The organism is Photobacterium sp. GB-50 (genome assembly GCF_003026755.1).
Lineage (GTDB): Bacteria > Pseudomonadota > Gammaproteobacteria > Enterobacterales > Vibrionaceae > Photobacterium.
The window spans coordinates 34,835-61,301 of sequence record NZ_PYNX01000006.1; the positions used below are offsets into that span (position 1 = coordinate 34,835).

General features: G+C 39.1%; 24 protein-coding genes. 12 read left to right on the forward strand and 12 right to left on the reverse strand.

What is annotated here, in order from left to right:
- Positions 1 to 10: 10 nt before the first annotated feature.
- From C9J41_RS10130 to C9J41_RS10140, 3 genes are all read right to left on the reverse strand, one after another.
- On the reverse strand, positions 11 to 829 hold the full coding sequence (locus C9J41_RS10130; RefSeq protein WP_107208523.1) for an alpha/beta fold hydrolase: 819 nt from the start codon (positions 827 to 829) through the stop codon (positions 11 to 13).
- Positions 830 to 865: 36 nt separating this feature from the next.
- Entirely contained in the window at positions 866 to 2,212 is a 1,347-nt protein-coding gene (locus C9J41_RS10135) for an MATE family efflux transporter (RefSeq protein WP_107291084.1), read from the reverse strand.
- An 87-nt stretch (positions 2,213 to 2,299) separates the two neighbouring features.
- Entirely contained in the window at positions 2,300 to 2,878 is a 579-nt protein-coding gene (locus tag C9J41_RS10140) for a nucleoside triphosphate pyrophosphohydrolase family protein (protein WP_107208521.1), read from the reverse strand.
- 346 nt (positions 2,879 to 3,224) lie between these two features.
- On the opposite strand from C9J41_RS10140, the gene C9J41_RS10145 reads away from it, so the two are divergent.
- The 7 genes from C9J41_RS10145 to C9J41_RS10175 all read left to right on the forward strand — a co-directional run bounded on the left by C9J41_RS10145 (position 3,225) and on the right by C9J41_RS10175 (position 9,906).
- Positions 3,225 to 3,947, forward strand: a complete 723-nt coding sequence (locus C9J41_RS10145) for a glycerophosphodiester phosphodiesterase family protein (RefSeq protein ID WP_107208520.1) — start codon at positions 3,225 to 3,227, stop codon at positions 3,945 to 3,947.
- 286 nt (positions 3,948 to 4,233) lie between these two features.
- Entirely contained in the window at positions 4,234 to 5,517 is a 1,284-nt protein-coding gene (locus C9J41_RS10150) for a sodium:proton antiporter (protein WP_199187082.1), read from the forward strand.
- Between the two features lie 312 nt (positions 5,518 to 5,829).
- Positions 5,830 to 6,735, forward strand: coding sequence for a DMT family transporter (locus C9J41_RS10155; RefSeq protein ID WP_107208519.1), 906 nt, complete (start codon positions 5,830 to 5,832; stop codon positions 6,733 to 6,735).
- 137 nt (positions 6,736 to 6,872) lie between these two features.
- The gene (locus C9J41_RS10160; RefSeq protein ID WP_107208518.1) at positions 6,873 to 7,556 is read left to right on the forward strand and encodes a DUF4336 domain-containing protein; all 684 of its coding nucleotides are present in this window, start codon (positions 6,873 to 6,875) and stop codon (positions 7,554 to 7,556) included.
- A 142-nt stretch (positions 7,557 to 7,698) separates the two neighbouring features.
- Positions 7,699 to 7,974, forward strand: coding sequence for a hypothetical protein (locus C9J41_RS10165; RefSeq protein ID WP_107294517.1), 276 nt, complete (start codon positions 7,699 to 7,701; stop codon positions 7,972 to 7,974).
- Positions 7,975 to 8,057: 83 nt separating this feature from the next.
- A complete protein-coding gene (locus C9J41_RS10170; RefSeq protein WP_107294518.1) occupies positions 8,058 to 9,134 on the forward strand; it encodes a DUF2817 domain-containing protein in 1,077 nt (358 codons plus the stop codon).
- Positions 9,135 to 9,153: 19 nt separating this feature from the next.
- Positions 9,154 to 9,906: an alpha/beta fold hydrolase gene (locus C9J41_RS10175; protein WP_107294519.1), complete on the forward strand. Its 753-nt coding sequence runs from the start codon at positions 9,154 to 9,156 to the stop codon at positions 9,904 to 9,906.
- A 29-nt stretch (positions 9,907 to 9,935) separates the two neighbouring features.
- Here C9J41_RS10175 and C9J41_RS10180 read toward each other — a convergent pair whose 3' ends face one another.
- The gene (locus C9J41_RS10180) at positions 9,936 to 10,799 is read right to left on the reverse strand and encodes a LysR family transcriptional regulator (RefSeq protein ID WP_107208514.1); all 864 of its coding nucleotides are present in this window, start codon (positions 10,797 to 10,799) and stop codon (positions 9,936 to 9,938) included.
- A gap of 117 nt (positions 10,800 to 10,916) precedes the next feature.
- Between C9J41_RS10180 and C9J41_RS10185 the strand changes: the two genes are divergently transcribed.
- Together C9J41_RS10185 and C9J41_RS10190 are read left to right on the forward strand one after the other, a co-directional pair.
- A complete protein-coding gene (locus tag C9J41_RS10185; protein WP_107294520.1) occupies positions 10,917 to 11,984 on the forward strand; it encodes an HlyD family secretion protein in 1,068 nt (355 codons plus the stop codon).
- 62 nt (positions 11,985 to 12,046) lie between these two features.
- A complete protein-coding gene (locus C9J41_RS10190; protein WP_107247153.1) occupies positions 12,047 to 13,057 on the forward strand; it encodes a DUF2955 domain-containing protein in 1,011 nt (336 codons plus the stop codon).
- 66 nt (positions 13,058 to 13,123) lie between these two features.
- Here C9J41_RS10190 and modC read toward each other — a convergent pair whose 3' ends face one another.
- The 3 genes from modC to modA all read right to left on the reverse strand — a co-directional run bounded on the left by modC (position 13,124) and on the right by modA (position 15,905).
- Complete coding sequence (gene modC / locus C9J41_RS10195) at positions 13,124 to 14,215, reverse strand: molybdenum ABC transporter ATP-binding protein ModC (RefSeq protein WP_107208511.1); 1,092 nt, start codon at positions 14,213 to 14,215, stop codon at positions 13,124 to 13,126.
- On the reverse strand, positions 14,215 to 14,904 hold the full coding sequence (gene modB, locus C9J41_RS10200; protein ID WP_107208510.1) for a molybdate ABC transporter permease subunit: 690 nt from the start codon (positions 14,902 to 14,904) through the stop codon (positions 14,215 to 14,217). Before modB ends, modC begins: the two co-directional genes overlap by 1 nt.
- A gap of 230 nt (positions 14,905 to 15,134) precedes the next feature.
- Positions 15,135 to 15,905, reverse strand: a complete 771-nt coding sequence (gene modA / locus C9J41_RS10205) for a molybdate ABC transporter substrate-binding protein (protein ID WP_107208509.1) — start codon at positions 15,903 to 15,905, stop codon at positions 15,135 to 15,137.
- Between the two features lie 317 nt (positions 15,906 to 16,222).
- On the opposite strand from modA, the gene C9J41_RS10210 reads away from it, so the two are divergent.
- On the forward strand, positions 16,223 to 17,629 hold the full coding sequence (locus tag C9J41_RS10210) for an amidohydrolase (protein ID WP_107294521.1): 1,407 nt from the start codon (positions 16,223 to 16,225) through the stop codon (positions 17,627 to 17,629).
- Positions 17,630 to 17,698: 69 nt separating this feature from the next.
- Here C9J41_RS10210 and C9J41_RS10215 read toward each other — a convergent pair whose 3' ends face one another.
- Positions 17,699 to 18,349, reverse strand: coding sequence for a CatB-related O-acetyltransferase (locus C9J41_RS10215; protein ID WP_107208507.1), 651 nt, complete (start codon positions 18,347 to 18,349; stop codon positions 17,699 to 17,701).
- A gap of 87 nt (positions 18,350 to 18,436) precedes the next feature.
- Between C9J41_RS10215 and C9J41_RS10220 the strand changes: the two genes are divergently transcribed.
- Positions 18,437 to 19,354 carry a LysR family transcriptional regulator gene (locus C9J41_RS10220; protein WP_107294522.1) on the forward strand — a complete coding sequence of 306 codons (918 nt, stop codon included), beginning with the start codon at positions 18,437 to 18,439 and terminating at the stop codon, positions 19,352 to 19,354.
- Positions 19,355 to 19,665: 311 nt separating this feature from the next.
- Entirely contained in the window at positions 19,666 to 21,552 is a 1,887-nt protein-coding gene (locus C9J41_RS10225; RefSeq protein ID WP_107294523.1) for an FAD-dependent oxidoreductase, read from the forward strand.
- A gap of 52 nt (positions 21,553 to 21,604) precedes the next feature.
- Here C9J41_RS10225 and choV read toward each other — a convergent pair whose 3' ends face one another.
- The 4 genes from choV to betA form a co-directional block, all read right to left on the reverse strand.
- A complete protein-coding gene (gene choV / locus C9J41_RS10230; RefSeq protein ID WP_107292251.1) occupies positions 21,605 to 22,786 on the reverse strand; it encodes a choline ABC transporter ATP-binding protein in 1,182 nt (393 codons plus the stop codon).
- Between the two features lie 2 nt (positions 22,787 to 22,788).
- Positions 22,789 to 23,631 (reverse strand): choline ABC transporter permease subunit, encoded by an 843-nt coding sequence (gene choW, locus C9J41_RS10235; protein WP_006645056.1) that lies wholly within the window; start codon positions 23,629 to 23,631, stop codon positions 22,789 to 22,791.
- A 131-nt stretch (positions 23,632 to 23,762) separates the two neighbouring features.
- Entirely contained in the window at positions 23,763 to 24,698 is a 936-nt protein-coding gene (locus tag C9J41_RS10240; protein WP_107261588.1) for a choline ABC transporter substrate-binding protein, read from the reverse strand.
- A 54-nt stretch (positions 24,699 to 24,752) separates the two neighbouring features.
- Entirely contained in the window at positions 24,753 to 26,453 is a 1,701-nt protein-coding gene (gene betA, locus C9J41_RS10245; protein ID WP_107294524.1) for a choline dehydrogenase, read from the reverse strand.
- Positions 26,454 to 26,467 lie beyond the last annotated feature (14 nt).

A 26,467-nucleotide genomic window follows, 5' to 3' on the forward strand; every position in this document is an offset into this window, starting at 1 on the left:
TATTTATTAATTAGCGTTCAATGTGCTTAGCTAAGAAAGCTTCAAGTTGCTTGGTTACAAATTCAGGTTGTTCCAAGTTACTAATATGCCCAGCCTCTGGGATCAATACATATTCGCTATCTTTGATCTCATCATGCATCAACTGCGCTTCTAGTGGCGGACGTGGATTATCTTCCATACCTGATAAAATCAAAGTAGGTGCTTTAAGTTGCGCTATATCGTCAAACGTATCTCGACGACCAAACACCATTTTACCCACTTGTGCAATGGCTACTGCTTTATCACCTTTCAGAGACACTAAATGTTGTCTAAAACTATCAACAAGCTCTGGCGTATATTGCTCGGCTTGACGACGGAAAAATAAAGGAACAACACTATCAATAATTGCCTCAGGAATAGCCTGCTGCTCAATAATTGTATTTAACATTGCAAAGTATTTAGCATGTAATACTTCAGGCTCGTAACCTAAAAAAGTATCCATCAATACTAATGCTGTAACACGTTGAGGTACTTTTATGGCAAGCTCTGCTCCCCACATGCCTCCCACTGATAAACCAATAAGCGAAAAGTTATCTATCTTAAGGTGATCAAGTAGTGCAATAACATCATCAGCGTAATCACGCAGCGTACGTGTTTTTTCAGGTGCAGCATCAGCCTGACCATGTGCCCATAACTCAGGCACGATACAACGATAATGCTGACTCAATGCCTCTATTTGTGGTTGCCACATTTTGCTGTCCCACAAATAGCTATGGCCCAAAACGAGTACAGGGCCTCTACCTTGATCTAAATACGTTAATTTACGATCTTCAATTACATAACTTTGCATGCATATCCTTGTCATCATTTATACGTGTTTCACACGCTATCTTACTGCATCTACTTCAAATTGATATTTTTTATCGATCAAGGCAAGTCCCTTTCGATAAAAAATCCATGCGCTGATCCCTGCCGCAAAATTACCAAGCATTGCTCCAGTAAATAGACCTGGAAGACCTGCAAGTTGCGATCCTATCCATAAAATCGGTAGGAAACAGATAAACAAACGCCACGCTGAAATAAATAATGCGCGCATCGGCATTGCTAGCGCATTACAAATCGATACCATAATCATACAAACACCCAATGCGCCTAGACTAATAGGAACGCGTGTTAGGTGCATTAAAAGCACTTGCTGTACTTTGACATCAGATGACAATAATGAACTTAATGGTGACGACAGTAAGAAAATGATGATTGCTATAATAAATTGCCATGCAAGGACAAAAGAGACGGCAATGTTGATCAAGGTTTTGATCCCTTGAATATCTCGTTTACCTAACCGCTTTCCTACCATCTGAGGCATAGACATAGTCAAAGCCAATACAACGACGATAGAGAAAAATTCAATTCGCGACCCCAAAGCCCAAGCGCCGACTGTAGCGGCACCAAAACCTGCGACTAATTTCGTCGCTAACATAGAAGATACAGGAGGCAATAATTGACTCATCATGGCCGGTGCCATGATATGTCCAAGCTCTTTAATCGACTGAATAATATTCAAGCCAGCCCAATGAAAGCTTAACCATTTTTTTTTCATCACTAATGGGAAAACCACCAGCATACCAATAATAAATGCAGTAATCGTTGCCCAAGCTGCACCATTAATACCCAGTCCAAATTTAAAGATGAACAACGGATCTAAAACAATATTCAATAAGCTTGTTACCATCATCATGGTACCCGGTAACAAAGTATTACCATTTGATCGACATAAACTATAAGCAAAATACAACATCGAACCACACCATGCACTCATTAGCCAAATAGGCCAATAAGTATCAATGATAGGAAGTACATTTGCTGGCGCATCAAGTAAATGCATGATCACATCACGAAGTGACCAAATGACACCACAGAGTAAAGCGATACCAATACCGCCAACAAGCACAACTAAACCGCCGAGTTGTTGCGCTCTTACTTCTTCATTGGCACCTAACACTCGTGAAATCAATGCAGTAGTCGCGATACCTAAACCAACTTGAAGACCAATAACCACCATTTGCATTGGTAGTGTAAAGCCTTGAGCAGCGAGTGGAAGTACACCAAGCTGAGCGATAAAGGCACTATCTACAAGTTGAAAACTCATCAGCGATAACACACCGAATAACATCGGCCATGTCATTTTAAAGAGGTCTTGAGTTAAAGTTCGAGTATTAGAAGGTAGTTTCATAGATCACTTCTCTTACTGATATAAATAGTTATTACATAAAAACAAAAAATCCCCGCATGAGCGAGGATAGTTGTTCTAATTAAACAATTAGCGGATAACAAGTTTGACCAAATCGGCAGGTCGATAATAAACCGATTTTAGTACCTTACCTTGACGAATAATTTTCCCATCAAGATCTACATCTTGAGCACACTTAGCAATAATATAATCACCTTTGGTGCTAGCCGTTAGTGCAACGCCCTGCTTTGCATAAAACGCTTCAGTGTCTGCGTATTCCTCAGCATTACGGCACACTTTACTCATATTGCTAGAATGGACTTCATTCCAGCAAGCCATAAAATCAATACCTAGGCGAGCTGACATTTGCAACAGAATATCAATCAAATAACTAATACCGATATTATCTTCTACTTGTTTATCACCTAGATGAACTAAGCGCCCCATTAACACATAAACAGAGTCAACGATCGCATCCGCTTGCTCAACTAAAGAATCCGCTTCTGCTAGTTCTGTCATTTCTTCAACAGCAAGTGATGTATGTAAGGCGTCTGCTTTAATATCTAGTGTTTGAGGTGATTCGATATCAAGATCGAATGTAGAACGAAACTCTCTAATATCGCGGTAAAGATGATCAAAAAGAGGTTGGTCTAGCACTGACAGTCTCATTCGTTTTCCTTGTCTCAAATTATAATGGTCTAGTCATTAAAAATACGACGTAAACAGTAACGATAAATATTTTTAATCAGACAACCACAGAATACTAATCTAATCAGAGACTAGATACAAAACCAATTATGAAATCAGTTTTCGTTTGTTGCTAAAACCATCACTTCAAAGATATGCAACGTAACCCTTATGTCTTGTGAGTAGAGAAAAAATCATTGAATGTATGTGTACAAATGTAACAAAATGACATCATGATATTGCGATATTAACACTTGATTGTTCATTAAAATAGATGAAAATCAGTTTGTTAATTTACAACCCATGGTTATTTATTTTGGACTCTCATATGATTGCAGGACACCGTGGTGCACGCGCTGTTGCACCAGAAAATACATTGATTTCCATGAAAGCTGCCGCTGATGCAGGTGCAAAGTGGATTGAGACGGATACTCAACTTTGTGAAGATTTAGTGCCTGTTATTATCCATGATAAAAGCGTACGTCGATGTACGAATGGTTCAGGGAGTGTTCGTCATAAAACGCTACAGGAATTGAAACAACTTGATGCTGGCAGTTGGTTTTCACCAGAGTTTGCAGGAGAAACCATCCCTACGTTACATGAGCTACTTGCCGCTTGTGATGAATATGGCCTTAATCTTAACCTTGAAATAAAGGTACATTACGAAGAAGAAGTGGCCTTACAAGTAACAAAAACAATTGAAGCGATAAAAAATTATGGCTTTGATCCAGAACGTCTTATTTTATCTAGTTTTTCTTATAACGCAGTTCATCAATGCTTAGAGCAATGGCCTGAAGTACGCCGAGGGTTAATTATTGAAGATTGGGTACCTGATATTGAACGATTAGATGAAAAATTGAAGTTGTACAGTATCCATCTCGATCATCATCTTCTCAATGAAAAACTTGCAAAAGAAATTATCCAAGCCGGTAAAGTACTGCAAATTTGGACAATGAATGACCCTAAAAAAGTAGCTAAATTTACTCGATGGGGCGTATCAACAATCATCACAGATGATCCTGCATTACTCATTTCAGTGCTTAACGACTAACATCTTTTCTGTATAAGCGCTTATTGGCAAGCGCTTATCTCCCCCTTACAAGCTAAGGGCTAAATTATAATTCAAGCTATATTTTTGATTATTTATATTCCGAAATAATACAAATAATTCTAATAGCAATCTGTATAAAATGTTTCAATATGTGTGGGTAATATTAATACTATATGAATGATATATTGATAGTGATTCTCTCTGTTTGAAAAATCGCTCTATATTATAAATAACCGTAACTGAATAATATTGTCAGAAAATAATCAGAATTGGGAGAAAACTCTTCATGTCAGTATATGACACTATATGTATTATGGCGGCAATTGCAGTCTTTATTTCAATAATTAACCATAAGATTGGACGTTTTCAAACAACCATTGCGATTACAGGTTGGTCTATCGCTATATCGCTTATTCTTTTAGCATTAACTAGCTTTGGTTATATTTCAATAGATAAAGAAAATGCGTTAATAGAGCTTATTCAACATATAAAATTTGAAGACTTCTTACTAAAAGGTGTGCTTGGTTTCTTATTATTTGCAGGTGCACTAAATATAGATTTAAACCATTTAAAAGACCAAAAATTTGAAATTACCTTTCTTGCTCTTGTCGGCACGCTATTTTCTACTTTTTTTATCGGCATTGTCATATGGTTAATATTCAATCTTATCGGTATTGATCTCAACTTTATTTATTGCTGTTTATTCGGCGCACTTATCTCTCCTACCGATCCAATTGCTGTATTAGCAATTGTGAAAAAATTAAAGGCGCCACAACGTATTTCAACTCAAATTGAAGGTGAATCATTATTTAATGATGGCGTAGGTTTAGTTATTTTCGTTACTATTTTTGAAGTCGCTTTTGGAAAAACAACGCCAACGGTATCTGGTACTGCACTACTTTTCATTCGTGAAGCCCTTGGCGGTATTGCTTTTGGTGCAGTGTTAGGCGGTATATTCCACTACCTAATTAAAGGTTCAAGCGATAATATGATGCGCTTAATATTAACCATGCTTATTCCTACATTTGGTTATGTATTAGGTGAACATTTAGAAGTTTCAGCCCCTCTTGCAATGGTTGTTTCAGGGATCCTAATTGGCAATATCACGCGTAAATACATTTCAGAACAATCGGCAGACCAAATGGCACATTTATGGGAATTGGTCGATGAAATTTTAAATGCCGTATTATTCCTTCTTATCGGTTTTGTGATGATCACCTTTAGCTTCCACCGCATTGATATCATCGCGGTAATTATTGCAATCCCACTCGTATTATTAAGTCGTTATCTAAGTATTCGTCTCTCTTATATCGGTTTTACACGTTACCGCCAATACAACCCAGAGTCTGTTAAAATTCTTACATGGGGCGGCTTACGTGGTGGCTTAGCACTTGCTATGGCGATGGCTATCCCAGCCCATATTTACTTACCATCTCATCCGGATGTCAGTGTTAAAGAAATCATTGTCTTAATGACTTACGCTATTGTGATCTTTTCAATATTGATCCAAGGCTCAACCATTACCCCAATGATCATGAAAGCAAAAGCGGTTGACAATAAACCATTCTAAGGAGAGAACATGTATTGGATCCATCACCATCACATTATTATTGCATTTGTTGGTCTAATTGCTGCCTTTGGTGCCGGCCTTATTGGGCTTTATAAGCAGAAATAAGAACAGCCAAACCAGAGACAAATCCATACAAAAGAGATAAAGAACCGTTATGTTTTTATCTCTTTTTTTATGATCAACGTCTAATTCGAGCAAGTATTGCATTTATCGTTACTTTTGAATAATTAACTACATTTTTACAATCAACCATTGTTAATAAAATCGCTTCCTTTATGATATTTTTAATCACTTTAAATAAGACATATATTAATGACCACCAGCAATGAGAGTTTAATTCCATTAGGCGCACGTTTTATGCTCCTTTCTGCCCTCGGTTTTGCCTTAATGTCTTCTACCGTTAAATACGTTAACCAAATAGGCATTCCAGTCTTTGAAATTGTTGCGGCGCGTGCTGTTGTTTCTCTTATCATTAGTTATTTAGATATTAAGCGTAAAGGCATTTCGGTCTGGGGGAATAATAAGCCATTATTAGTTGTTCGAGGTATTGTAGGTACTATTGGACTCTCATGTGTTTATTATGCTGTTACTACACTTCCCCTTGCCGAAGCTACCATTTTGCAATACACCAATCCCGTATTTACTGCTTTACTTGCCGTCATCTTCTTAAAAGAGCGCGTTCAATTTTCAACGCTAGTATGCATTTTTTTGAGTATCTTAGGCTTATTTTTTATCGTTAATCCAACAACATTAACATCTGGAAGTTCTCACCTGCCCTTATTTAGCGTCATGATTGCATTAATCGGTGCTTTCGTTAGTGCTATTTCATATATTATTGTGAAAAAACTCAGTAGCACGGAAGATAGCTCCGTCATTATCTTTTACTTCCCGCTGATCACCTTACCATTAGCCCTACTTTTGATCGCTGATAACTTCGTTGTCCCTGATTTACCTACCACTATCTGCCTAATATTAGTCGGCATTTTTACACAAGTAGGACAAGTCGGCTTAACAAAAGCGATGCAAACTCAAACAGCTGGAAAAGCAACAGCTTATTCTTATGTTCAAATTGTCTTATCAATCATCCTTGGATTTATAATCTTCAAAGAAGTCCCATCTATTTGGACCTACCTCGGTGGTGTACTGATTATTTCGGGAGCTGTTGTGAATCTGTTTGGCCACAACATGATGAAAAAGATTAAACGCACCACGGTATAAGTATTGAAGAAACATAAAGAGTGATGGATTTTAACAATATCTTAATGATAATCTAATGAAAGAATTTTCATGATGATTTACGGTCAAGGAATGACCGTTTACAACATAATCTATCAATGTAGTACGCAGGAAGCGGTATGATCGAATGTTATAAAAATAGACTTTGGTATCAAGATTTTGCCATGAAAACCAACGGTATTGCGGTTGGTTGTAAAATGACAGTGATAAAATTAGACGATGATCGTTTGTTTATTCACTCCCCTGTTGAACTCGACAATGCATTGAAATCAACCATAGAGCAACTGGGTGAAATTGTCGCCGTTGTCACTCCCAATCAAAGCTATCATCACTATTTATCAGAGTGGTGGCTCGCTTATCCAGATGCCTATTTCTTTGCCGCTCCTGGTTTACAACAAAAACGTGGAGATCTAACGTTTGACGACGTATTACGCCAGTACACTCCCGCTTTATGGCAAGGACAACTATTACAAACCTTAATTAAGGGTAGTGACAACTTTGAAGAAATCGCCTTTTGTGATCCTTTATCAAAAACATTAATTTTGGGTGATTTACTTGCATGGATGGTTGATAAGAAGCACCCACTGAGTATAGGTTATGGGCTTCTAAACGGTTGCTATATTCACCCAGCCATGCCTTTCTATTTACGACTCAGTTTTACCGACCGCGTAAGATTACGCCAATCAATTCAAGAGATCTTAACATGGCCTTTTGACCGTATCATTTTTGCAAAAGGTAAAGTTATTGAGACAAACGGCAAACAGTTATTCTCAACCGCTTTTCACTGGTTATTCCACGCTTAGCAAAATAATGCTTATTTATTCATCTGTCTCACAGTGATTGTGAGACAGATCAATAAATACATTCAACCTAAAGCGCATAGTATTCTGATTATTATCGCCATGCTTATCACTTTTTCAGATAAGTTTGATTCGGAACCATACTATGAATCTAATAAGAATTTATATTCGCGACATTTTAGGCCTTGGTGTTGTCGGTATGTTTATCTTAGCAATGCTTGGGATTATTTTTGCGGCTGTTGGAGCCATTCACTATATAACAGGGGCAACAGATTTAGTTGCTAAAGATCTTCATCTTGCGATGACCCACATTGTTTTTTTAGTCCCAGCATTGTTACTCGGCTATGCTATCAACCGACCAAAATGGATAGCGGAAACAACACAGTTTCGCTTAGTAAAAGCCAAGAAAGAGTCTGCATAAGCTTTAATAGAAAAAGAGCCTGACATCTAATTGTCAACATACACTGATATTGTTTCTTTTTTATCTTTGTGTGTGAGGCTCTTTTGCTAAACGCTAAAACTTCCCCTATTTCAACGTTATTACCAGAACTCTTACAACTTGAAACGTTAATTGAAAGGTTAAGCCAGTACAAATCCCCTGTTCCATTTCACTGTAATGTATTTGCCCACATCCCTTGCAATGATCATTTTCCTCAGCACAATAAAAATAGCTTACCACTCTATGCGATTCATCTTGGTACGCCTGATCCAAATACACCATTAATGCTATTTGTAGGCGGTGTTCATGGTTTGGAACGGATTGGCACTCAAGTACTGCTGTCATATCTGCATACAATCATCGAACGCATAACATGGGATACCACGCTACATCATCTTTTACAGCAGATTCAAATCGTTTTTATTCCTTTAGTAAACCCTGTAGGGATGGCGAAAAATTACCGTTCAAATGGTAATCATGTTGATTTAATGCGAAATGCACCTTTAAACAGTCAAGAAAATACAGCTTTTTTAATCGGTGGACATCGCTTATCTCCTCGCATCCCTTGGTTTAGAGGAAACAACAGTCAACAAATGGAATTAGAAGCAGATGCATTAACCCGTTACGTTACCGACTTAACAACATCTCGACCTGTAACACTGTCGTTAGATTGTCACTCCGGCTTTGGTTTAAAAGATAGAATTTGGTTTCCTTATGCCCATAGTGCAAAACGAGCCTTCCCTTATATTGGTGATGTTTACCATCTCCGACATAGATTTATGACGACTTACCCTAATCAAAATTATATTTTTGAGCCTCAGGCTTTGCACTATCTCTGTCATGGGGATTTATGGGATCACATCACCCTACAATGTTTAAGGCAACAACAGGCTATACTACCACTAACATTAGAAATGGGATCTTGGCGTTGGATAAAGAAAAATCCACTTCAAATTCGGCAAGCATTGGGTATTTTTAACCCCATGAAACCTCAACGCATACAACGCGTATTACAAAAACACATTGTGCTGATGGATTTCATGATCAATGCGACTGCAAACTACCCATCATGGTTCAATCACGCAGATAACCCTTACTACAAACAACAAGCATTATCTCGCTGGTATAAAAAACAACAATAAACTACTGTGGCTTTTAAATATGACCAAACAACACACTATTATATTATTGCGAGGATTATTCCGAGACCAATTTCATTGGGGGGACTTTCGGCAAACGCTGAAATTAAACTTTCCCCGCTCAAATATTGTTTGTCTTGATATTGCAGGCAATGGCACTCGTAATAACGAAAAAACACCATCGAGCCTTGAAGGCATTGCTCGAGATCTGCACCAACATTTCCATGCTTTACAGCCAGATCATCAAGCCGATATTATTGCAATTTCTATGGGAGGAATGATTGCTTTAAAGTGGATGACATTATTTCCAAATGATATTCGTAAAGCGATATTGATTAATACCAGTACCCAAAGCCTTTCTCCCTTTCATCAACGTTTACGTTGGCAGCGCTATATCGATATTTTCCAAATTTTATGGTTACCAAACTTAAAACAAGAAGAAAAAATCATTCATTTAACATCAAATAAACAATGGGATAGCGTTGAACTTATTGCTTTATCTCATCGCTGGGCTAACTGGAAAGAACAACATCCCATTTCATGTCTCAACATGTTTAATCAACTCAATGCTAGTCGTGAGTTTATATTACCGAATAAGCTATCTCAGCCAATTAGTTTACTTACAAGCGAGCAAGACAAGCTCGTAAATTACCAGTGCAGTATTGATTTAGCTAACTATTGGAATTTGCCTGTTCATATTCACCCCACAGCAGGTCACGATATACCGCTTGATGACCCACTGTGGGTTTGTGAGCACGCTAAACGTTTCTTATAATCTCACGTATTCTTTCATTATCAGTTTAATTACTTTGAAAATTGCTCACGTAGTAATTCAATCATGGCTCGTGTTTTTTTCGGAATAAAACGACGGGATGGATACACTAACGTCATAACAATATCTATTTCAAAGGTATCTGGAAGTACTGGAATTAAATCGCCGCTGGCAACTTTATCTTCAAATAAGACAACTGGCAGTATAGCGATTCCTCTACCTGATTCAGTTAAGTGATTAATTAGACCAAAATCTTCTGAAACTAAACGAACATTCATTCTTTCTGGCAATAACGTTGAGTTATATCGGCTCGTTAAAATCGGGTGTTGATAAAGCGCTTCCATCGTTGTTGGTAAACGGTATGATTCAAGATATTTAGGAGAACAATACAAACGGTTCGCTGAACTCAGAAACGTTTGTTGAACATAGTTTTCGTTAATCACATCAACAATGTTTGGCAATAGCTGTAAATCGATATTCTCTCTTTTTAAATCGATGCTTTCATACCGATGAATAATATCTAATGTTACATCTGGAAATTGTTCTGTGTATCGATCCAATATTTCAAGAAAAACAGAGGATGAAATAAAGGCTGCAGGAATCGCCATTTTAAGCACACCACTGAATGCTTGTTGCTGGCTTTTCACTAAATTCACCGCTTGGTCAACTTCACTTAATGGCTGGTTGATATATTGATAAAACAATCGCCCATTTTCAGTTAATTCAATTTGTCGTGTTGTTCTTATCAATAACTGACAACCAAGATCTTTTTCAAGTTGTTGTATTCTTCTGCTAATTTTAGAACGTTGTAATGAATGTGCTTTTGCCGCAACACTGATCCCACCATGTCTGACCGTTAACATAAATAAATAAATATCATCTAACGATGCTTTCATAACACATACAACCATTGTCCTAAAAATAGAACGCAAGTGTAATACTTATTAGTCTATTTAATCAAATACACACTCTTTATAATAATGTGATAAAGATCACTATAAAAAGAGACGCTCATGGTAAATGCTGACACAACATTCCGTCACTGGATGAAAGGATTAATCATCCTGTTTTTACTCTTCATGGGGTATATCATTGTTGCAGATAGGCATATTCCACTTACAACAGAAAGCCGTGTTCGTGGCTATGTCGTTCAAATTGCTCCAGAAGTCTCTGGCAATATCACCTCAGTTTCGATCACTAACAATCAGAAAGTAAAAAAAGGTGAGGTGTTATTAACTATAGATCCATCTAAGTATGAGCTTGCCGTTGACCGCGCAAAATTGGCATTACAACAATCTTTGGAACAAGAAAAATCTTTGTTAGCACAAGTTGAGGCAGCAAAAGCGAATGTTGCCACCAGCCAAGCCAATTATGACAACGCAAGAAATGAATATGGTCGTATAAATAAACTGGCGCAGAAGAAATTAGTCTCTGCGTCTATGCGTGATTCAGCATTCGCGAAAGATCGTAGTGCATTATCGACATTACATGCAGCACAACAGCAACTGTTAGCCGTTAAAGCTAAATTAGGAAATACAGTCGGTGAAACAACACCAGTCATGTCCGCGAAAAATGCTCTACAACAGGCAGAACTTGATTTAAAACATACTAAAATTATTGCACCAAGTAACGGCGTCATTACTAATCTACAAGTTGATGTAGGTACAATGGCTACAGCAAACAAACCTATGCTTACATTTATTCCAACAAGTTCTATGTGGGTTTCAGCTGATTATCGTGAAAAGTCTACAGCATTAATTAATAAAGACTCTGTTGCCTATGTCACCTACGATGCATTACCCGGTCAAGTTTTCAATTTCCATATCGCTAATCGAGACTTTGGTGTCGCCGCAGCACAAGAAACACCAAACGGTCAATTAAGTGCTGTTGAGGTTAATAACCGCTGGGTACGTGACGCACAGCGTGTGCGCGTTAATTTAACCAGTGATACGCCGTTACCACATCAATTGTTTATTGGCTCACGTGCTACTGTTGTTATTTATTCAGATAACAGCTTGTTATGGCAAGCCTTAGCGAGTATTCAAATTCACCTAGCGAGTTGGTTGCACTACATCTACTAACCGCAGTGCGATCAATCTTATGGTTGATCGCCCTTTCTTATCGCTTAAAAAAGGAGCTAATAATGAAAACAATGCGGATCTGGTTTGGATGTGTTTTAGGGCTCGCTATTAGTATGATTTTTGGTTGGTCTTATGGTTTTTTCGCTGCTTTACTGCCAATAATGGTATTAATGAAGGCAGAACGCTGGAATTTATCATTGCTTGTGCAACTGATTTTAGGAATTATCTGGGTTACAGTACAAGTGACTTTTATTTCAGGTTTCTTGCAACCCTACCCTGTTTTAATGACTATCGCTGTTGGTATTATGCTAATGGCAAAATGCAAAGCGATGATAAACCCTAAAACCTATTTATTTGGGTTCACTGGTTTGTTAGTTGGTTCAATCGCGCTTAACTTTGCGAGTTATACCGGATTTGATCTTGAAGAATTCAATATCACCTTGTGGATGAGTGGATTAATAACTGCACCTATTTGCGCCCTTGCGTATTTTCTTTTCCCTGAATCTGATAAAGAACAAACAGCACCTAGTATAAATAATGACACGCAGCGCGTTGATCGTATCGGGATGATCCGCCAAGCCGCACTGGGTTGGATAGTTGCAATGGTTGCTTTTCTTTTGTTTCAATTTGGGGATTTACGCGATTCATTATCCGCGCAAGCTTCTATTTTCATTGTGCTCGCGCCAATGACACTAATAGGCTCCATCGCTGTCGCTAAAATACGTATTACAGGGACATTTTTGGGGTGTTTAGCGGGTATGATTATCCAGTTAGGGCTTTATTCATGGGTTAATAACGGCATATTATTTCTGATGGCTTATGCGATAGCTGCAGGCTTTTTCTGTCACTGGATTGCACAAGGTACCATAAAATCAAGTATTGCTTTTTCTGCGATGTCGGCCTTAACCGTACCGCTTACAACATCATTAATACCCGAGCAAAAAGATGCCTTTTTCTCTATTTTATATCGCTTCAGCTCTATTTTCGTTGCAGTGATAGCAACTTCAATCGTAATTTGGATCACCCACCACTTTTTAATTCGGGTAATCAAAGCCCCTAATGAGCAATTTTAAAAACGATAAATAGACCAGCTAGTATCAATACTACGTTGGTTTTTCTCTATCATCTTGCGATTATCACTATGCTAAATCATCTTTAGTCACACTTACGCCTTTAATTTGCGCATAGACTTTATCGCCAATCTTTAACGCTAATTCATCAGCAGCCCATGTAGTAATATTTGCCCATAAATGCGTTTCACCAACACGCAATTTTACTTCGACACGTTCACCTTCAGCATAATGAATTTTGTCAATGCTTGCGGCTAAGATATTACGAATACTGGTTTGAGTGGGTTGTTCACGAGCAATAGATACATCATTTGAAAAAATACGTACCCTCACCCATTCACCTCGCTGCTGCTCTAATCGGCTGACCCATAAGAATGAATCATGACTTAACATTACCTGCGTTAATGCATATTTAGGATGATTATAATTAATCCGTGCACTGAGTAATGAACTTTGCTCTTTAACAGGTAACCAAGGGCGCATTTCAGGTGAACTCCACACTGAATTCACATGACCCGAAATTAATACCTTACCTTGGTTAAGCATCACCATAGAATCGGCAAGGCGTAAGATTTCATCAAGGCTATGGGTTACATAAATAATCGGTGTGTTCACACTCTTAGCTAAACGCTCAAGGTAAGGCATTAGCTCTTGTTTCCGCGGCATATCTAATGATGCTAATGGCTCATCCATCAGCAACATATCAGGTCTAGTTAATAACGCACGTCCAATCGCGACCCGCTGCTTTTCGCCACCGGAGAGTGACGAGGGATAACGGTGTAATAACGCTTCGATACCAAGCAGTTTTACGACATCATTAAAATGCGTTTCATCAGGCACTTTCACACCGTAGTTTAAGTTACCTTTGACGCTGTAATGAGGGAATAAACGCGCATCTTGAAATACATAACCAATTTTGCGTTTATCTGGCGAAAGAAATATCCGCTCTTCACTACTATAAAGGGTTCTATCACCAAGCTTAATAACCCCGTTATCTGGCTTTGTTAAGCCCGAAAGAACATTCACTAACGACGTTTTACCTGCTCCTGAACGACCAAAGATCGCAGTGATCCCTTTCATGGGCACATCGAGATCAACATCTAGCGACAAATCACCCAACTGTTGTTTAAATTTAATTTTTAATCGTTTATTAGTTGTCATTACATCACTTCCAACCGTTTTCTAGCAAGCCGTGTTAGCCACTCAGAAGCAAATAATGAAGACAAGGCAATCACGATCGCGACCACGCATAAACGGGCCGCTTCACTTTCAGCCCCTGGAGTTTCAATAAAGGAATACATTGCCAATGGAATCGTTTGAGTTTGACCAGGAATATTAGAAACAAAGGTAATCGTTGCACCAAATTCACCTAGAGCACGAGCAAAGGCTAAAATTGTGCCTGTTAAAATACCAGGGATCGTTAATGGTAACGTAATGGTGACAAATACACGTAGGGGGGATGCGCCTAGTGTACGAGCAGCTTGTTCGAGCTTTTTATCGACCCCTTCTAAGGCAAGGCGAATAGAACGCACCATTAATGGAAAAGAGACCACGGCAACCGCTAAAGCTGCCCCTCGCCAACTAAAGCTAAAACTAAAGCCAAACCACTCATAAAGCCATTTGCCTATGGCGCCTTGTCTTCCCATTGAAATTAACAATAAATAACCAATCACAACAGGAGGTAAAACAAGGGGTAAATGAATGAAACCATCTAATAATGATTTACCCCAAAAATCTCGACGAGCCAATAACCAAGCACAAGCAATACCCAAAGGAAGGCTAAATAGCACAGCAACACTTGAAATTTTAAGGCTTAATAATAACGCTTGTAATTCATAATCAGTGAGCAAAGCGAACAATCCTGTGTTTCAATCTAAACCCATGCTCTTTTCTGCATGAGATTCGTAATAATAGCGATAGCATAAGTAATCATTGCGTCATAGTCAGTAACGATGTGTATAAAACTTCGTAGTTGCTCTATAAATAAACAAAAAAGCACGGAGCGAAGTGCTCAGTGCCTCGTTTTATCTATAACGTCGTTTAACCATAATATGATTGATTTATTACCTAACTTTTTGTCTTAATTAACAAAACCAAAACCATATTGTTTAAAAATAGCTTTGGCTTCGTCATGCTGTAAGTATTCATAAAACGCTTTTGCCGCAGGCGTCGCATTACCTTTGACTAATGCCATTGGATACGTAATTGGCTTATGTGAATCAGCAGGGAAAGTCGCAACGATTTTTACTTTTTTAGAAATCTCTGCATCGGTTTTATATACAATTCCAAGTTTCGCTTCGCCGCGTTCAACTAACACTAATGCCGAGCGTACGTTATTCGCCATTGCCAATAAGGGCTCTGCTTGCTGCCATAATTTTAGATACTCTAACGATTGCTTAGCGTAACGTCCTGCTGGAACATTTGCCGGATTACCCACCGCTAAACGTGTACCGTCTAAGGCTTTAGATAAATCCCAGCTTGCTGTTAGCTTGATATTATTTTGTGGATAATCAGTAGGCGCAACCATCACTAAACTGTTTTTTAGAACATCGACACGGCTATTATCAATGACCGCGCCCTGCTGCTCTACATAATCCATCCACTTTTCGTTAGCTGATAAATAAATATTTGCTGGTGCACCAAGTGCAACTTGCCGCGCTAGCGCTGAAGATGAAGCGAATGAAAGCGTGGTTTTAACCCCAGTCTCCTTTTGATATTTAGCTGCAATGTCATTTAACGCATTGGTTAATGACGAAGCCGCAAATACCGTAATGTTGCTATCAGCAGCAAAAGATGAAAAAGAGAGTGTTGAGAGTAACGCTGCTGTTGCGAAAGCTAATTTACGTGTCATGACGATGCTCCTAATATTTCGATGTATAGTAAACTACATATCGGTTATTTCAAGTATTATCTGTGTCATAGAAATTTAGTGTTTAAACTACAATATATCTGTCTTCAACATCACTTTTTATTGTCATATGAAAAGTAATTAATTCTCTCACCTTCCAATAGCAAACGATTACATGCCTTTTATTATCGCTTATAGGCATAAACATCCCCGACTATAGCGATTTTGATCACAATTAAAAGTAATAACTTAAATTATTATTTTCAATAAAAAATTACTCAGTATTATCTGCGAAAAATACCTTCCTTCGGTGATACTCGATGTTAAAGAAAACATTACTTGCTGCATCATTAGCAACTTTATCTCTTCCAAGCGCTTCTGCTTTTGCGATCGAAAATGTTGATCTATTAATCAAGAATGGTCAAATACTGACCATGGATCGTGAAAAAACGATTTTTGATAACGGTTTAATTGCAATTAAAGATAATAAAATTGTCGCTGTTACTGATGGCTCAGACATTAATGAGTATAAATCAGTAAAAACAATCGATGCTGATGGCGATATTGTGATGCCAGGTCTTATTAATACCCATACTCATGCATCTATGACTGTTTTCCGTTCATTAGCAGATGATGTACCAGATCGTCTTCACCGTTACATTTTCCCATTAGAAAAAAAGCTGGTATCACGTGAAATGGTACGTATCGGTGCTCAATTAGGTAACGTTGAAATGGTGAAAGGTGGCGTAACAACTTACGCTGACATGTATTACTTTGAAGACGAAGTAGCTAAAACCGTAGATCAAATTGGTATGCGTGCGATTTTAGGTGAAACCATTATTCAATTCCCTGTAGCAAGTGCTAAAACACCGGAAGATGGCATTAAATACGCAGAAAAACTGATTAATGAATATAAAGATCACCCACGTATCACAATGGCATTTGCGCCACATGGCCCATACACCAACTCAACAGAAACTCTGCAAACTATTGCCAAACTTTCGATGAAATACGATGTTCCAGTGATGATGCACTTGGCTGAATCAGATCGTGAGCGCGAGGTTATTGCAAAACGTTCTGGTGGCCTATCTCCTGTAAAATACATGGAGTCTATTGGCGCACTAAACGAGAACTTAGTCGCAGCACACGTTATTGATGCAAACGCAGAAGATATCGCTATCTTGAAAAAGTACGATGTGGGTATTGCACATAATATGAGTGCAAACATTAAATCAGCAAAAGGTGTATCACCAGCATTACAAATGTTTAATGACGGCTTACGTATAGGCTTAGGCACTGATGGTCCAATGTCAGGCAATACGCTAAGTACTATCGATGAGTTTAACCAAGTTGCAAAAGTACATAAGTTAGTTAATAAAGATCGTGCAGCCATGCCACCTAAAAATGTAATTGAAATGGCAACGATCGGTGCTGCTCGTGCACTCCATATTGAAGATAAAGTTGGTTCTTTAGAAGTCGGTAAGTTGGCAGATGTTATCGTTATTGATACCAAAGCGCCAAATATGGTACCTGTCTATAATCCATATTCAGCACTGGTTTACTCTGCTTACGCAACGAACGTAAAGCATACGATTGTTGACGGTAAAGTGATTATGGAAAACAGAAACGTACTGACTGTTAATGAAGATAACATTCGTAAAGAGGCGCTGCAGTTTGCAGATAAAGTACGTCAAACCGTTATTGAAAGCGGTGAAATCGTACAGTAATTAACATCTTTTATCTCATCTTATAGGGCAGTATCAGCTGCCCTATTGCAATTCTTAGTATAAAAGTGGCTAACGCTTAATGTTTTCAAGATAGTATCCATAAAGCTGCTCGACATCACCGCTACACATAACTTGCATCGCTTGTTTCAGTTGCTGCTCTGACCAATTCCACCACTGCATTTCAGTCAACATCTCAATTTGCTTTGCCGTGAATCGCTGTTTCACCACATGATTATTCGCTACAACCACGCTATAAGGCTCAACATCTTTGGTGATCACCGCCCTTGATCCAATTACAGCACCATTACCAATTTTTACTCCAGGCATGATCATCGCTTCAGAGCCAATCCATACATCATTGCCAATCACGGTATCGCCTGCTCGCTTAAAACCACTGGGCACATCTTCACCAAAATCATTACCAAAGGGAAAGGTTGAAATCCAATCGATACGATGTCCTTGATTACCCGCCATCATAAAAGTCGCGCCAGAAGCAATAGAGCAAAATTTACCAATGATCAGCTTATCCACTTCGCCAAACATACCGCTTTGCCAAACCTCTTTGGTTGGCTTATCGCCAAGCAAATAGCGTACTGCTTGATCTTCAAAAGATTTATCGTGGTAATAACCAGAATAATAACTGTAATCACCAACTTCTATGTTGGGGTTAGTAATCGTGTCTTTTAATTTTTGGCTTTCAAGCCATGTTTCAAACTGCATATTAAACGTCCTGTTGATTCATTGCAGTTAGTCTAATTGTTCTTTATTCTTACCAGAAGTGACCATTAAGAGATTAATAATTACCATATGGAAATAAAGTGGCTAAGTTACGTACCCATCTATTTGGCGTTATGTGAAGAAAAAAGCATTGCAAAAGCAGCGCTAAGATTGAATTGCTCAAGCGCGCATATCAGTCGACAGTTGCGCCAACTCGAAGCACTACTCGATACTCAGCTTATACAGCGAACAACTCGCCAATTTAACCTCACCTATGATGGGCTTGAATTTTATAAGCAAGTAAAAGCACTGTTTGCTCATGCAGAAGCCATAAACGAAGGATTAGATGTCACTAATTCGGTTTATGGCAAACTTCGTATCGCAGCGTCTGCTTCTTTTGGCTCGATGCTATTAAGTGAACATCTTGCCGATTTCAATTTGAGTCATCCAAACATTGAATTAGAAGTCGCTTTTACTGAAACCCCATTAGATCTAATAGAGCAAGGTTTTGATGTCGCCATTTATTTCACCGAGACGCCACCAGAAGGCTATGTCGGTCATTATATCCGCCACCTTCAGTGCCAACCCTTCGCTCATGAAAGCTACTTAGCAGATCATCCAGCGATTACTCATCCATTGGATTTGCGCGATCATCACCACATTATTTATAGAAATAGCGAATTCACGCTCGATAAATGGTTCTTTATTAATCAAACAACACAAGAAAAGACAAATATTATCCTTAAACCTGCCATGAGTTTTAGCCTAGTCACCGTCATGACCGAGGCTATGATCAAAGGCTGTGGTATTGCTATGCTTGATGAAATGGCGCTCAGTCACTTAGATAGTGATAAACGAACACATATTATTAATATCTTACCTGATTGGTTTACACCTAATCGTTTGCCTTTATATATCCTTTATCCTAAACGTAAACATCTTGCCCAACGTACAAGTCTATTTGTTAATTTTATTCGTCAAAAATTTGATAAAAAAAATGAGAATTAAAAATAGATTGAAAGAAATAAAAAGAAGAATACGGCCTTTAAAATACTAATATTGGCCTGACAACGCTTAATCACCCATATTCTATTCGAAAAAGGCATAGGATATAATTAAGAAGATTTGTATAGTGATTATAAAAAGTGAATACAATAGCTGCTCAATGCTGTTGCTTCGCAATACACCTGAGTGATAAATAACTTTTACCCTACTTATTTATCTTTTCAAAAATATATTCAATTTTCTCACATAATCATTAACTGCAAATAACCAAGCAATCTTGCTGCCCAGTAAATAAATAACAATAGAGGCAATTAATGGTTACTATTAATATTGATGGCAATAGCTATCAAGTCGACAAAGATCAAAACTTATTAGAAGCAGCAAAACAATGCGGTATTGAGATCCCATCACTCTGCGACATAGACACATTCACAGATGAATGCGCACTTTGTGATGTTGAAATCGCAGGTAAAGGGATTGTGAAAGCGTGCAAAGTTAAACCTACTGATGGAATGGTCGTCACTACCTCATCGCAATTATTGTCAAATATTCGAAAGTGCAATTTAGAGCGAATTTTACAACGCGCCAATACCAACTGCAGCGTACCGCCTTGTCAGATTGCCTGTCCAGCAAGCGTTGATATCCAATCCTATTTATACTTTATCGCTCACAATGAACACTTAAAAGCCATAGAAGTAATAAAGAAAACATTACCTATGCCACTTTCTATTGGTCGTGTTTGCCCTGCTTTCTGTGAAGCAAAATGCCAGCGTAACTTAGTCGATGAACCACTCGCGATCCGTCAATTGAAACGTTACGCCGCTGACATTGACCTTGAAAAACTAAATAGCTACACCCCAATCAAAAAAGACGATAAAGGTAAACGTATTGCCATTGTGGGTGCAGGACCTGGCGGTTTAAGTTGTGGTTATTTCCTTAGCAATGAAGGTTACAACGTCACTGTGTATGAAGCGATGCCACAAGCCGGTGGATGGCTACGTTACGGTATTCCTGAGTATCGTTTACCTAAAGATATTCTAGATAAAGAAATCGATATTATGTGTCGTAACGGCATGAGTATCGAAACCAATAAAAAGTTAGGTGAAGACTTTACCCTCTCTTCGCTCAGTGAAGAATTTGATGCTGTTTGTTTAGCGATTGGAGCATCACAAGCCAGTGAGATGAAGTATACCGGTAGTGATTTAGCAGGCTGTTATCTTGGTGTTGATTTCTTAAAAGATCAGACACTCGATAAACAATATACTATTGGTAAAAAAGTCGCGGTCATTGGCGGTGGTAACACTGCAATTGACTGCGCCCGCTCTGCATTACGTTTAGGCGCAGATACCACACTTATTTATCGCCGTACGCGTGATGAAATGCCAGCTGAAACCTATGAAATTGAAGAAGCAGAGCACGAAGGTGTTAAATTTCACTTTCTAACCAATCCTGCTGAAAATATTGCAGATGACAATGGTCATGTTTGTCAGATAAAACTTGAAAAAATGGCATTGGGCGAACCTGATGCCTCTGGTCGTTGCTCACCAAAAGCAACCGGCGAATATTTTGTTGAAGACTTTGATACCGTTATCGCTGCTGTCTCGCAAAAAACCGATACCAGCTTTATTGCTAACGAAGATATCGAACTTTCATTTAGTCGCTGGAACACCATCAATGTTGATGAAACAACGATGCACTCTGGGGTTAAAAATATCTTCGCTATTGGTGATTTTCGTCGAGGGCCAGCAACAGCGATTGAAGCGATTGCTGATGGGCGAAAAGCGGCAAAAGGGATTGATGAGTTCTTTGGTGGCACCATGGAAAAACTCTATACCGAGTCATTCCGATCTCGCAATGTTGAAAGAAGTCATCTTATTCAGCCTGAACATATTGAAAAGTTAAAACGTGTTATGGCAAGTATTGCCACTGGAGATAACGCTAAGCAAACCGAACAGATGTTAAATCACGCCCTAGCTAAAGTGTTACGCGCTAAAATGCCAGAGCTAACACTGGCACAGCGTCATTTGAGCTTCAATGAAGTTGAAACGGGGCTATCACAGCAAGCCGCTATTGATGAAGCTAACCGTTGTTTAAGTTGTGGTTGTGATGAAGGCAACGACTGTAAACTTCGTCACTATGCAACAGATTATAAAGTTGATCGTAAATTGTTTATCAACCGTGCCGTACCTTTAGCGAACTAAAAAATCACGGTCAACAATGACGTTTTATATCGTCTTTGTTGACCGATTTTCATTAAGACGCTAGCTGAAAATCACCTAGCAGCGCGTTATAAACATCTTTGTTATGTAACACCCCAATCAATTGATTATTTTCAACCATAAGTAATGGTTTATTATTCAGTCGCTTCAGCTCAATGGCATCTCGCATACTAATATCAGGGCTGACCATCACTATAGTGGAATCATTTATATGGCTTGGAATAGCATCTGTAATTTGCCATGAAAGGCAATCAAGATTACCTTCATTCACGATAGACAACGTATCCTCATTTTGGGCGATCCAAAGCTCATCAGCATCACACACTTTATAAGTATTTCCCCGTTGCTCTAACGCGGTTAATGGCGTCATTAATGAGCGTCCTTTCAAGACATTTAACGGATTAGTATGTGCGACAAAATCACGCACATAATCTGTTTTCGGATTGAGCACGATTTCTTCCGGTTTTCCGTGTTGAATCAGCTCCCCTGACTCCATAATCGCGATATTATTACCGATTTTAAGTGCTTCATCTAAATCATGACTGACAAACAAAATCGTCTTATTTAGCTTACTTTGCAGTGCTAATAATTCATCTTGTAACTGCGCACGGATTAACGGATCAAGTGCTGAAAAAGGCTCATCCATCAGTAAAATATCGGTATCCATAACAAATGCACGTGCAAGACCCACCCGCTGCTGCATCCCGCCCGATAACTCTGATGGGTATTTATCTTCCCATTCAGCCAGCCCCACCATTTCTAACTGCTCTCTTGCGCGCTGATGGCGTTCTTTCTTCGGGACATTTTGCATTTCAAGTCCAAAAGCAACGTTATCTAACACGGTTAGCCATGGCATTAAGGCAAATTTTTGAAATACCATTGAAACGCGATGAGTACGAAGATGCTGTAACTGGGCTTTTGAGCAGTTCGCTAAATCTACGGTTTGTTCACCATCTTTAATCAATAGTTCGCCACGACTTATATCGTTCAACCCATTAACTGCGCGTAATAGACTTGATTTCCCCGAACCAGACAAGCCCATTAGTACACAAATCTCGCCTTCTTTGATTTGCAGGCTAACGTTATTTACTCCAACCACCTGGTTTGTTTCATCAATAATTTGTTGACGGCTTTTTCCTTGATCTAATAACGCTAAGGCTTGTTGCTGTTTATCGCCAAACACCACATCCAGATTGTTAATCGTTATTGCATTCATGATTACAGCTCCTTCTGTGCTGGGGTTTTACATAATCGGTCTAAAATGATCGCGACCAATACAATCGCAAGTCCCGCTTCGAATCCTTGTGAAATATTCACGGTATTTAGCGCACGTACAACAGGCTTTCCTAATCCATCCGCGCCGACTAACGCGGCGATAACCACCATGGATAAAGACAACATAATACATTGGGTGATACCCGCCATAATACTTGGCATCGCCGCCGGTAACTCGACTTTTAACAGTAACTTCATCCGACTTGCACCAAACGCTTTACCTGCTTCAATTAAATCTTCAGGCACTTTCGTGATACCTAAATACGTGAGTCGTATTGGCGCTGCAATAGCAAAAATAATGGTAGAGATAAGCCCGGGCACAATACCTAGTCCAAACAAAACCAGCGTTGGAATTAAATAGACAAACGTCGGCACCGTTTGCATTAAATCTAAAATAGGACGCATCAATGTATACAACCACGGACGATGCGCAGACATGATCCCGATTGGGACACCAATAAGCACTGAAATACTTGTGGCAGCAAAGACCAACACAAAGGTTTCTAGCATTTCCTGCCAGTAGCCTAAATTTAAAATAACTAATAATGCTGCAACAACGAAAACCACTAATGAAATTTTACGGTGTAAATACCATGCTAACGCCGCGGTGATTAAAATAGGCAGTGCTGGCGGCATCCACTTAAATACATCAACTAAAAATAGAATTACGGTTTCTAAGAAAAATGAAATGGCGTCAAATAACCCTGCTGCATTGATAGTTAACCAATCAACACCTGCTTCCATCCATTGACCCAAAGGGATTTTATTATCCGTAATGAAATTCACACTTTTGCCTTTTATTTGATAAGACGATGCTTACCACCTTATTTTTATGAAGTTTTACAATAACTAATAGCAAAGAAGTATCTGCGCTAATAAATAAGAAGCGATTATTAACGCAGTATTTTAAGAAAGGATTAAGATTGCTTTAAGTAATCCGACACCGCAGTGGTGGCCACTTTACCTTCGCGAGTTTTGACGTCTTTTAGCCATGCTTCCACTTGCTGTGGATTTTCACTCAGCCATTGACGTGCTGCTTTTTCAGGTTGAACCTTTTGATTAAGGATCGCTTCCATTAAGCTATTTTCCATTTCTAAGCTAAATGATAGATTTTTCAGAAGTTGTCCAACGTTTGGACACTCGGTTAAATAGTTACTGCGAACATTGGTGTAGACATTGGCACCACCATAGTTAGGTCCAAAAAAGTCATCACCACCAGCAAGGTATTCCATTTCAACGTTGCTATTCATTGGGTGTGGTGCCCAACCTAAATAAACAATCCACTGATCACGGCGTACAGAGCGAGAAACTTGCGAAACCATCCCAGCTTCACTTGATTCCACTAAACTAAAGTCTTTTAAACCAAACGCATTCGTATCAATCATTGATTGAATCAAACGGTTACCATCATTACCAGGTTCAATACCGTAAATACGGCCTTTAAATTTATCCGCATGTTTTGCCAAATCTGCAAAGCTCTTAACACCTGCGTCATAAACATATTTAGGTACAGCTAACGTATATTTTGCACCTTCTAAATTCGCTTTTACTGTTTCAACCGTTTTGGCTTCACGATATTTCGCAATATCGCCTTCCATGGTCGGCATCCAATTACCTAAAAAGACATCAATATCACCATTCGCCATTGATGAGTACGTCACGGGCACTGACAATAAATCAGTTTTAGTGTTGTAACCCATTCCTTTTAAAAGCTCAGAAGTTACCGCTGTGGTTGCCGTAATATCCGTCCAGCCTACATCAGCAAAACGTACCGTATCACATTGGTTAGCATAGCTATTAAAAGCGACTGAGCTTAACGCTAAGGCAAGAAGTGTTTTTTTAGTAACAGACATAATTATTCCTTTGTCTTTTTATTTATCATTATTAAGTACGTATCTCCCACGTACTTATTGTGAATTGTTTCGTTGGGTCGTTTCCCAATCAGGGGCAATCCATACAGGTACATTGCCTGCAGGAAGCGGGGTTCTCTGTAAAATAAAATCAGCGGCTCGCTCAGCAACCATGATTGTTGGCGCATTAAGGTTACCGTTCGGAATCGTCGGGAATATGGAAGAATCAACAACACGTAAGTTTTCAATACCGCGAACACGACACTGTGAATCTAAAACCGCCATCACATCGTTATCATCGCCCATTTTACAGGTACAAGATGGATGATAAGCGCTCTCTACATTTTCTTTTACCCACTGATCAATAGCCTGATCAGATGTGACATCTGCTCCCGGTTGAATTTCATCACCACGGTATTGATCCAATGCTGATTGCGCCATAATTTCACGGGTTAAACGAATACAATCGCGCCAATCCTGCTTATCTTGCTCGGTAGAGATGTAATTAAATTCAATTTTAGGTTTCGCGTGTGGATCATTAGAAATAACTTCTACCGACCCTCTGCTTTGTGGCTTATTAGGCCCCACATGCACTTGGAAGCCATGACCATCAAATGCAGCACGGCCATCGTAACGCATCGCTGCAGGTAGGAAGTGATATTGAATATTTGGCCACTTTAACCCTTTACGTGAGCGAATAAAGGCACAAGATTCAAAGTGGTTAGTCGCACCTAAACCTGTACGAGTTAGTAGCCATTGCGCGCCAATTTTACCTTTGCTGACTAAATCTAATTTACTGTTTAAGGTAATGGCTTCATTACAGTGGTATTGGAAGTAAACTTCTAAGTGATCTTGTAAATTAGCCCCCACCCCTGGAAGATCGTGCACAAGGTTAATCTTCGCGTTCTCTAATACTGCAGCAGGTCCAATGCCAGACAATTGTAATAACTGGACTGAACCAATGGATCCAGCACTAGATATCACTTCTTTTGTTGCAAATACTTGAGATAGCTTACCTGACTGTTCAAATTCAACGCCTACCGCTTTTTTGCCATCGAGTAAAACTTTGCGTGCCACAATGCCTTTTTTCAACGTCAGGTTTGAGCGTTTTAATGCTCGACGTAAATAAGCGTTAGATGTCGATGCACGCACACCTTTATCAACTGTCATATGCATGGCACCAAACCCTTCTTGTTGGTAACCATTGTAATCATCCGTTTCGGGATAACCGGCTTCTTTACCTGCATCAATAAAGGCTTGGTAAAGTGGATTGAGTGCCATGTCATTACCATTACAAGTCCCAACTGGACCTTTGCTACCGCGGTAAGCGTTACCACCTTTTATCCATGTTTCAGCACGACGAAAATACGGTAAACAAGCTTGGTAATTCCAGCCTGTTGCGCCTTCTTGTTCCCATTCGTCATAATCACATGCGTGCCCACGTACATACACCATGCCGTTGATAGATGAACTACCGCCTAATACTTTGCCTCGTGGACAATGTAATTTACGCCCGTCTAAGCCTTGTTCTGCTTGAGTTTCAAACTGCCATGCATATTTGTCACTGTTCATTGGGTAAGACAATGCCGTTGGCATTTGAATAAAAATACTGCGATCACTACCGCCAGCTTCTAGCAATAACACATCATATTCACCGCTTTCACTTAAACGGTCAGCTAATACACACCCTGCCGAACCCGCGCCAACAATAATGTAGTCATAGTGTTGGGGGTTATTTTGCTGCTTATTTTGATCCATCAAAATCGACTCCA

What these genes read in the sequence shown, in the direction of transcription:
- C9J41_RS10130 (WP_107208523.1), bottom strand. Translation starts at nt 829, where the DNA reads ATGCAAAGTTATGTAATTGAAGATCGTAAATTAACGTATTTAGATCAA.
- C9J41_RS10135 (WP_107291084.1), bottom strand. Translation starts at nt 2,212, where the DNA reads ATGAAACTACCTTCTAATACTCGAACTTTAACTCAAGACCTCTTTAAA.
- C9J41_RS10140 (WP_107208521.1), bottom strand. Translation starts at nt 2,878, where the DNA reads ATGAGACTGTCAGTGCTAGACCAACCTCTTTTTGATCATCTTTACCGC.
- C9J41_RS10145 (WP_107208520.1), top strand. Translation starts at nt 3,225, where the DNA reads ATGATTGCAGGACACCGTGGTGCACGCGCTGTTGCACCAGAAAATACA.
- C9J41_RS10150 (WP_199187082.1), top strand. Translation starts at nt 4,234, where the DNA reads ATGTCAGTATATGACACTATATGTATTATGGCGGCAATTGCAGTCTTT.
- C9J41_RS10155 (WP_107208519.1), top strand. Translation starts at nt 5,830, where the DNA reads ATGACCACCAGCAATGAGAGTTTAATTCCATTAGGCGCACGTTTTATG.
- C9J41_RS10160 (WP_107208518.1), top strand. Translation starts at nt 6,873, where the DNA reads ATGATCGAATGTTATAAAAATAGACTTTGGTATCAAGATTTTGCCATG.
- C9J41_RS10165 (WP_107294517.1), top strand. Translation starts at nt 7,699, where the DNA reads ATGAATCTAATAAGAATTTATATTCGCGACATTTTAGGCCTTGGTGTT.
- C9J41_RS10175 (WP_107294519.1), top strand. Translation starts at nt 9,154, where the DNA reads ATGACCAAACAACACACTATTATATTATTGCGAGGATTATTCCGAGAC.
- C9J41_RS10180 (WP_107208514.1), bottom strand. Translation starts at nt 10,799, where the DNA reads ATGAAAGCATCGTTAGATGATATTTATTTATTTATGTTAACGGTCAGA.
- C9J41_RS10185 (WP_107294520.1), top strand. Translation starts at nt 10,917, where the DNA reads ATGGTAAATGCTGACACAACATTCCGTCACTGGATGAAAGGATTAATC.
- C9J41_RS10190 (WP_107247153.1), top strand. Translation starts at nt 12,047, where the DNA reads ATGAAAACAATGCGGATCTGGTTTGGATGTGTTTTAGGGCTCGCTATT.
- modC (WP_107208511.1), bottom strand. Translation starts at nt 14,215, where the DNA reads ATGACAACTAATAAACGATTAAAAATTAAATTTAAACAACAGTTGGGT.
- modA (WP_107208509.1), bottom strand. Translation starts at nt 15,905, where the DNA reads ATGACACGTAAATTAGCTTTCGCAACAGCAGCGTTACTCTCAACACTC.
- C9J41_RS10210 (WP_107294521.1), top strand. Translation starts at nt 16,223, where the DNA reads ATGTTAAAGAAAACATTACTTGCTGCATCATTAGCAACTTTATCTCTT.
- C9J41_RS10215 (WP_107208507.1), bottom strand. Translation starts at nt 18,349, where the DNA reads ATGCAGTTTGAAACATGGCTTGAAAGCCAAAAATTAAAAGACACGATT.
- C9J41_RS10220 (WP_107294522.1), top strand. Translation starts at nt 18,437, where the DNA reads ATGGAAATAAAGTGGCTAAGTTACGTACCCATCTATTTGGCGTTATGT.
- C9J41_RS10225 (WP_107294523.1), top strand. Translation starts at nt 19,666, where the DNA reads ATGGTTACTATTAATATTGATGGCAATAGCTATCAAGTCGACAAAGAT.
- choV (WP_107292251.1), bottom strand. Translation starts at nt 22,786, where the DNA reads ATGAATGCAATAACGATTAACAATCTGGATGTGGTGTTTGGCGATAAA.
- C9J41_RS10240 (WP_107261588.1), bottom strand. Translation starts at nt 24,698, where the DNA reads ATGTCTGTTACTAAAAAAACACTTCTTGCCTTAGCGTTAAGCTCAGTC.
- betA (WP_107294524.1), bottom strand. Translation starts at nt 26,453, where the DNA reads ATGGATCAAAATAAGCAGCAAAATAACCCCCAACACTATGACTACATT.